Annotated in this window: 8 protein-coding genes; 5 read left to right on the top strand and 3 right to left on the bottom strand. The window is 56.2% G+C overall.

From position 1 onward, the window contains the following. Nucleotides 1–296: 296 nt before the first annotated feature. The 5 genes from OXG87_03190 to OXG87_03170 are packed head-to-tail and all read left to right on the top strand — an operon-like array spanning nt 297 to nt 5322. Nucleotides 297–686 carry a phytanoyl-CoA dioxygenase family protein gene (locus tag OXG87_03190; GenBank protein ID MCY3868534.1) on the top strand — a complete coding sequence of 130 codons (390 nt, stop codon included), beginning with the start codon at nt 297–299 and terminating at the stop codon, nt 684–686. Nucleotides 687–699: 13 nt separating this feature from the next. Next, on the top strand, nt 700–1797 hold the full coding sequence (locus OXG87_03185; protein ID MCY3868533.1) for a Gfo/Idh/MocA family oxidoreductase: 1098 nt from the start codon (nt 700–702) through the stop codon (nt 1795–1797). Next, the gene (locus OXG87_03180) at nt 1794–3260 is read left to right on the top strand and encodes a sulfatase-like hydrolase/transferase (protein ID MCY3868532.1); all 1467 of its coding nucleotides are present in this window, start codon (nt 1794–1796) and stop codon (nt 3258–3260) included. Before OXG87_03185 ends, OXG87_03180 begins: the two co-directional genes overlap by 4 nt. Next, nucleotides 3261–4115, top strand: a complete 855-nt coding sequence (locus OXG87_03175) for a phytanoyl-CoA dioxygenase family protein (GenBank protein MCY3868531.1) — start codon at nt 3261–3263, stop codon at nt 4113–4115. It abuts the gene before it with no gap. Nucleotides 4116–4125: 10 nt separating this feature from the next. After that, nucleotides 4126–5322, top strand: coding sequence for an acetate kinase (locus tag OXG87_03170; GenBank protein ID MCY3868530.1), 1197 nt, complete (start codon nt 4126–4128; stop codon nt 5320–5322). A gap of 18 nt (nt 5323–5340) precedes the next feature. Here OXG87_03170 and OXG87_03165 read toward each other — a convergent pair whose 3' ends face one another. Genes OXG87_03165 through OXG87_03155 form a run of 3 tightly spaced genes read right to left on the bottom strand, consistent with a single transcriptional unit; the run spans nt 5341 to nt 7903 of the window. After that, a complete protein-coding gene (locus tag OXG87_03165) occupies nt 5341–6264 on the bottom strand; it encodes a TIM barrel protein (GenBank protein MCY3868529.1) in 924 nt (307 codons plus the stop codon). Beyond that, a complete protein-coding gene (locus OXG87_03160; protein ID MCY3868528.1) occupies nt 6261–7124 on the bottom strand; it encodes a PIG-L family deacetylase in 864 nt (287 codons plus the stop codon). Before OXG87_03160 ends, OXG87_03165 begins: the two co-directional genes overlap by 4 nt. Further along, nucleotides 7121–7903, bottom strand: a complete 783-nt coding sequence (locus tag OXG87_03155) for an aldolase/citrate lyase family protein (protein MCY3868527.1) — start codon at nt 7901–7903, stop codon at nt 7121–7123. Before OXG87_03155 ends, OXG87_03160 begins: the two co-directional genes overlap by 4 nt. Nucleotides 7904–7907: the final 4 nt, after the last annotated feature.

Raw genomic sequence — 7907 nt, 5'->3', positions numbered from 1 at the left:
CGCCAAATTGAGCGGGAGATAGAACCGCTGATTGCATCTCCGTAGCAGGACAGACTGGCACAACATAATGTGCAAAGTTGATCTGCCATCGCTGAAAATTCATGGCATCAAAAAAAGAAGCGGTTTCTGATTCAAACCAACGCGATGTATGACTTCAGGTGGTTCCTTGCCTTTTAATCACTGGATAGAACCCTTCCCGTGTGGGCTTCTGTAAATTCTTCTCCGCTCGATCATCTACTACAATCCGTCCGATTCACCCAACTTAAGACAATCTTCACCGCAGAAAAAAAACCAAAGTGCCCGAAGGAGAATTCTGGCGAAACTTTACCGCTATTTGCGTGGTAATGCTATCGGACTTGCCCGAGCCGTATATGGGCAATTTTACGGTATGGCCGGGATCCCACCGCTATTTGGAGTCGTATTTTCGAACAAACGGACACGGCCAGCTATTCCAGGACCTTCCCAGACTGAGAGAAGAATTGCCCCATCGCCCGGTGCAGATCACCGCAAAAGCAGGAGACGCAGTGCTGGTGCATCACCAGATGGTACACGCGGCTGGCCCCAATCTATCGCCGCATATCCGGTATGCAGTGATCTTCCGTCTAAACCACGTAGATATCCAGAAAAACGGGACCGAAGTGCTGACAGATATCTGGCGAGAATTTGAAGGCGTGCGAGAATCTTGATATGAGGAAAACTATGGACCGGGAGAGATTGATCAACATAGCTGTAATAGGCGCGGGAAACATCGCCACGCGACACCTGGAAAACCTCGCATTTCTCGGTGGCAATCGCATCGCCGCGATATGCGACCTGGACGAAAACCTGGCACGCGCCAAAGCCGCTACTTATGGAGCACAGGCATACACAGATTGGGAAAAAATCTTCGAAGAAATCGAGGACCTGGGCGCGATACTCATCTGCACGCCTCCCGTTCTTCGCAAACCAGTCATACAGGCCGCTGTACAGCACAATGTGCCCTTCCTCTGCGAAAAACCCCCCGCCCAATCCCTGCAAGAAGCACGTGAAATCGTCGCACTCCTACAAAACACCAGACTAATTCACAGCGTCGGCTTTAACCAGCGCTACGCGCCCTCTGTAGATCGATGCCTGGAGCTATTGGAAGGTAGGCAGATCAATCTGGTGAATGCCTCTGTAATCACCAGCCCGGGATTGACCCGCAATCTCGGAGCCGACTGGTTTTACCTCAAAGAAAAAGGCGGATCACTATTCGACAACACGATCCACACCCTCGACGTAATCCGCTATATTGCCGGTGATATTGACGCTGTACACGCTCTTGGCAGCAACCTGACAATTCCCATCAGCGACAGCTTCACAATCGAAGACAGCATGTCGATCAATCTCCAGTTCTCCTCCGGAGCAATCGGCTGTATTCTCCTATCGTGGGCCTGCGCACAAAGGCGGAACGACCTCACCTTCTTCGGCAGAGATATTCGGCTTTCGCTTTCCACCATCCCCCCCAGAATTGAAGGCTCGGTCGGAGCACCAGATGAAAAACCCAAAAGCATTACCGAACAATTTCCGCAGGGACCGGCCATGGGGCGAAGCGGCGAAATCCACCCCAACCGACAACCGCAAGACCCACCCGACCCCCCACATTATGAGGAAATAGAAGTATTTTTAAACGCCATCCGCAACCCGTCGTTGACCTCTGCAATCCGATCGGATTTTGCAGATGCGGCCCGCACCACAGCACTGCTCCATGCCATTGAAGCTTCCATAGCCAGCGGAAATGTAGAAAAAGTATTCCCAATAACAGAGGACCACCCATGAATACCAGACCCGACATAATCTTCATCTGTTCCGACCAGTGGAACGCGCGATATCTAAGATGCGCAGGACATCCGCAAGTACAAACCCCGCACCTCGACGCGCTTGCGGCCAGCGGCTGTATCTTCGACGCGGCCTACACGCCAGCGCCCGTATGCATGCCAGCGCGCGCATCGCTCGCCAGCGGCCTCTACCCACACGCGCACGGATTCTTTTGCAACTACACCGGCAAACTATTCCCACCCGAACAAGTCACCCTCTTCCGCTGCCTGCAAGAAACTGGCTACACCACAGCAAAGATCGGAAAATACCATTACTTCAGCCTGGAATGGGGCCAGGACTATGAAGACTATCGGGACTACTACGACCAGCTCGGACTGGACTGGGCCGAAGAAACCTCGACACCATTCCAGGGCCCCTTCCTGAACACGGGCTACAGCCGTCTGCTAAAAGAGAAAGGACTCCTCGACACCTTCATCACCGACATTGGCGACCGCTATGTAGATGGGCAATACACCCCCCGGCCCTCGCCCCTACCGCCAGACATGACGCCGGACGGCTACGTCTGCCGACAAACGCTGGCGTACCTCGATCGCGCCCCCACCGACAAACCCCTATTCCTCTTCGCCAGCTTTCCAGGACCTCATCCACCTCTGGACGCACCCGGCAAATACGCCAAAATGTACGATCCCGCCGATATCGTCCTGCCAGAGAACTACAACGAGAAACGCTGCAAATACGGTCGCCAGGCCATCGCCGAAATGACCGCCCAGTACATGGGCAAAATCACCCACTTCGATGACCGCGTAGGAGAAATCATAGCCGCCTTAAAAAAACGCGGCAACTGGAAAAACACCGTCATCGTATTTACCTCAGACCACGGAGAACGCATGGGTGAGCACGGCCTCGTCTCCAAAACCGGCTTTGAGGAAGGATCCGCGCGCGTACCCCTCATCATCGGCGGACCGGCAGCGCCCGTCGCCAGCGGGCACCGCAACGCCTCGCCTGTCTCCTTCCTGGACCTGTTTCCAACCTTCCTGGACCTCGCGGGCACGGAAATCCCGGACTACTGCCAGGCAGTCTCACTCCTGCCCATCGTCAGCGGCGAAACCGACCGCGTTCACGACGCCGTCTTCTCTGAAATCTCCCGCCAAGACCAGTTCTGTTACATGGTCCGCGACACCCGGTGGAAATGGTCCATCCAGGCCCAAAATGAACGCCTGTACGACCTGCAAAACGACCCGCATGAAATGCAAAACCTCGCCCAGTCACTCGCACATGCAGACACAGCCCAGCGTCTCCGCAACAGACTGCTGACATTTCTCACCGACACGCAACTCAACCACGCCCGCGGGTACAAACCCCTGTTCACCCGCATCGGCATGCAATTCCCAACAGAAGACCCCACAGACAGAAAACGCATCATTCACGACCGCCTGCGGCAAGTTCACAAGGAGATAATATAGATGGATAGATCCTGCCTGGACTACAGACTCACAGACGAGGAACGCCAGCAGTTTCAGCGCGACGGCTATTTCGTCATAGAAAACGCACTCGACGAAGAGATGCTCGAAACAGCTATAGCCGCAGTCGATCGCATTGACGCACGAATCCGGCAAAAGGAGGGCATGAATCCGGCGCAGCGGGTAAACGCACACGACTGCATTGGCAAGGACGCATCGCTTCTGGACCTCATAGACTATCCCACCACCTTCCCAAAGGTCTGGGGCCTCATGGGATGGAATATATATCTATTCCACACGCAGATGGTTACTACGCCGCCAACGAGCAAGCCCCCGCCTACCAGCAAAAAATTAGGCTGGCATCAGGACCAGAATCAATCCAATGGCGACCTCGACATGGAGGGACTTCCGGTGAATCCTATGTTGTCGCTGAAGGTTGCCTTCTTCCTGACCGACACCACCGATGTCGGCGTAGCGAACTTCTATATTGCGCCAAGGCAGCAGGCAAACAAGCAACTCACCTATTCCGATGACGAAATGCCCATCAACGGCATGCCCATACGGGTCAACGCCGGGTCGGCCGTCCTGTTCGACCGGCGACTGTGGCACGCCTCGAGTCCCAACTACTTAAATAGACCGAGAAAAGTCCTCTTCTACGGCTATGCATATCGCTGGATCCGGCCCAAGTGCATCATGGAAGTTGACCATCTCTTCGAGCATCTGGACCCGATTCGCCGACAACTCCTCGGAGCGACAACCAAACAGGCGGGCTACTATCTACCTTCAGAAGAGGACGTACCTCTACGTACCTGGCTGAAGGCGAACAGCGATGAATCCCTTACGTGGAGCCACAGATAGCGGACCAACCATGCCTGTAATACTCACCATCAACGCCGGCAGTTCTTCCATCAAATATCAATGCTTCGACATGCACAGCGAAGAATGCCTCGCAAAAGGACACGTCGAACGGCTGCTCTCTTCATCCGCAGAATTGTCTTACACGCGGCGGGATGGCGTCACCCATCAGGTCCCCGTGCCTCAAACCGCTCCTGAAGCCGTATTTCAACGCATCTTTGAAATCCTTCTCCACCCGGACAGGGGAATCCTCCGCACGCCCGATGAAATCCACGCAGTCGGCCATCGCGTTGTACACGGCGGCAGCCACTTCGCGGCCTCGACCCGGATCACGCCCGAAGTCGAAAAAACAATCGAACAGTGCGCCCCCCTCGCCCCACTACACAACCCCTTCAACCTGCGCGGAATTCGCGCCTGCCAGACCATACTACCCGACATCCCACACGTCGCGGTATTCGACACCGCATTCCACCAGACCATCCCGGAATACGCCCACACATACGCCCTGCCCCACGCGATTTCCGAACAGTACCAAATCCGACAATACGGTTTCCACGGCATATCGCATCAATACGTCGCCATGCGTGCAGCGGAAATTCTCGGCTCGCCTTTGAAAACGCTAAAACTGATCACATGCCATCTGGGAAACGGCTGTAGCATCACCGCCATCGAAAATGGAAAATCAATCGACACCAGTATGGGTTTTACACCCCTTCAGGGACTCGTAATGGGAACGCGCAGCGGAGACATCGACCCGGCAATCATCCTCTACCTGATCAGAGAACACCAGATGACGCCCGATCAAATCGACCAGATACTCAACCATCAAAGCGGTCTCATCGGCGTATCCGGAATCGGATCAGACCTCAGAGATCTAATCGCCGTCCATGAGGAAAATCGGCGTGCGGCACTTGCAATCGACATCTTCTGCTACCGCATCCGCCAGTACATCGGAAAATACGCGGCGGTACTCGACGGAATAGACGCGATTGTATTCACCGCCGGAATAGGGGAAAATGCGCCACTCATACGGGCGCGCATCTGTGAAAAACTCGGATTCCTGGGCGTGCATCTCGACCGGGCAAAAAACGAGGGCAACCCCATGAACGAAACAATTCATCATGAGACTGCCCCGGTATCCGTCCTCGTCATCCCCACCAACGAAGAACTGATGATCGCGCGAGACACACTACAGGTGATTAAGAGCTAAACACAGCGCGACCACCCTTCAATCCGCGAGCAGTCCGCGCAGATACCTGGCCGCCAGGCCGATCGCTTCGGCATAATCACAACGGTTGTTGCGGTCTTCGAAGATAATCGACACATTGCCGTTGTAGTTGACAGCTCTCAGGATCGGCACAATGCGCTCGTAATCGAGCCATTCTTCCCGTCCACTGTCGATTTTGTAGATCTTGGCACGCACGCAGGTGGCATACGGGGCGGTTTGTTCCATGTAGCGGTAAAACGCCAGACCGGGATCGAATTTTCCCGCCAGATTTGATCCGGGTGAACCGAACCACTGGCCAGTATCCAGTATGAAGGTGAAATTCTCGCGGTCGGTATCGTGCAGGATGCGGAGGATGTCGTCACCGGTGGGAGCCACGGCGGGCGGATGATTGTGGAGACCCAGGAAAATGCCCTTATCAATCGCATAGTCGGCGACTTCCTGGAAACTGCGGATCATCGCGGACCAGAGCGCTTCCCGGTCCTCTGTCCCCTCTGGCAAGCCACCCCCAAACAGGCGGACCAGAGGCGCACCCATAAATGCCGCCACATCCACGGCCTCTTTCGCCTCTGCCACCCGCCTGCGCAATTCCTCCGGCGGCAGCGGAACGCCGACCACGCGCTGGTTCGCGCCGGTCACCGCGCCCACGAACCCATCTCCGATCCCCACATAGCCGATCGGCAGCCCGTACCTCAGGCACTTACCCTTAATCTGGCGCAGGTACTCAAAACTCCTGGAACGGAACCCTCTGTAGAGGTGCAAATCGACAATGTCCAGCCTCAGGTCGTGGATCAGGTCGATCAGGGATTCGACATCGATGAACTGCCCGGGATTCTCTTCGTCCCGCAGCATGGCGGTACAACCGAGTTTGATCATGGGATCCATCCGTTTGGGGCGAATCAATGGGCCGTGCGCAGAGCTTCTCAATCCACAGGGGTGCGGTAGGAACTGCGACTGATATTCTCGTGGTCGGATGAACGGGCAACCCTGAGCGCGTGCTCGGTCAGCGGAAGGAAGGAATGGGTTTCGGCGTGCAGGGAAATGAAGCCTTCTGCGTACGCGCAACGCCCTGCGCTGCCGAATGCGCCGTCGCTGGTCTCGATCCGTTTCCGGGCATAGGCACCGCCGTATCCCTGGCTCACCAGGCAGTCCAGCGCCGCCAGCTTTTTCTCCACAACATCAGTGATGTCGATGAAGACATCGTTGTAGTAGCCCCCCTCGGAATCCCAGACCTGTCGAGGAATCCCCGCACCACCTCCCCCAAAATAAAAAACCTGCGCGACCCGATGAGGGGGATTTCGGTCACCGGGATCGACGCTGTTGGCCAGTCCGATGGCGTGCATCACAATCTGCCCGGCGGTGGCGTGCGCGTTGGTCAGGCCGTCACCTTCTTTGGGAAAGTGGGTCAGGACAATATCGGGACGGAGTTCCCGCAGCAGCCTTGCCAGGCGCCTCACCGTCTCGTCCTTGACGAGCAGAACCGAATCATCGGCGCCAAAAAAATAAATCTCTTCTACACCCAGAATCGCACAGGCCGCGCGAACCTCCGCCGCTTTGACATCGGAGCGTTCTTGCATCAGTTTCAGAAGCTCGGCCCCTTCCGGCACTTCCTCCTGGTGAAACATCGCGTCGCTGATCACGGCATCGTGCACCCGTGCGCCGTGGGTCAGCACCGCACACCGCACATCGTCGCCGCGGCTGACGTGATGGGCCATAGTACCGCCCGATTGGTCGAAGATATCGGCCGGATGCGCCCCAATAGAGAGCAGGCGTAGTGATTCTGTCATTCTTCAGCCCCCCCACCAGGATTGGCGCGTAAGGTTTCGAGATTTTGGGTCAGGACCTGCGTGCCATAAGCGAGAATATTGCCGACATTCATAAAGCGGTAGCCCCAGCGAAGTTTCTCCTGAATCTCGGAGAGATCCACAAGCGTAGTGCCAGCGACAATGCCGGACCCTTCCAACCGCCCGGGAACATCCCGCATAATCTCCTGGACTTCCCTGGCGCTGGTTTCGGTGATCTTTCCGACCGATGCGGACAGATCGAGCGGGCCTACGAGCAGAACGTCAATGCCTGCGACCTGCTTGATTTCGTCGATGTTATCGTAAGCCTCCTGGCTCTCGACCTGGAGGATCAATACGGTTTCTGCGTTTGCGGTTTTGATGACGTGGTTCCAGTCTTCGCCAGCTATGCGGGTCCACATCGGGGAAAGCCCGCGCTGTCCCTCAGGGGGATAACGGGCATATTGCACTGCCCGGGCAGCTTCTTCGGCGGTATTGACCTGGGGCACCATCACAGCCACGGCGCCGACATCGAAGGCCTTCTTGATCAGAGCCGGGTCGTTCCAGGCCACGCGGATCATCGGCGCCACGCCATTCTGCCGGGCAAGGACGGGAATAGCGTCCAGAGATTCAGTGGCGAACGGAGCGTGTTCCGTATCGATCCAGACAAAGTCTGGCCGGGCCTGCACGATGGTTCCAAGGACGAGGGATGAGGGGACCGGCAGGGAGGTCCCCAGCACGATATCGCCCTTTCTGAGTTTCTGTTTGAGCGGATTGGGATACATTCGT

It is taken from the genome of Gemmatimonadota bacterium (assembly GCA_026706845.1).
Taxonomy (GTDB): Bacteria; Latescibacterota; UBA2968; order UBA2968; family UBA2968; genus VXRD01.
The sequence above is the reverse complement of the archived record's forward strand: the minus strand, read 5'-3'. Positions and strand labels throughout refer to the sequence as shown.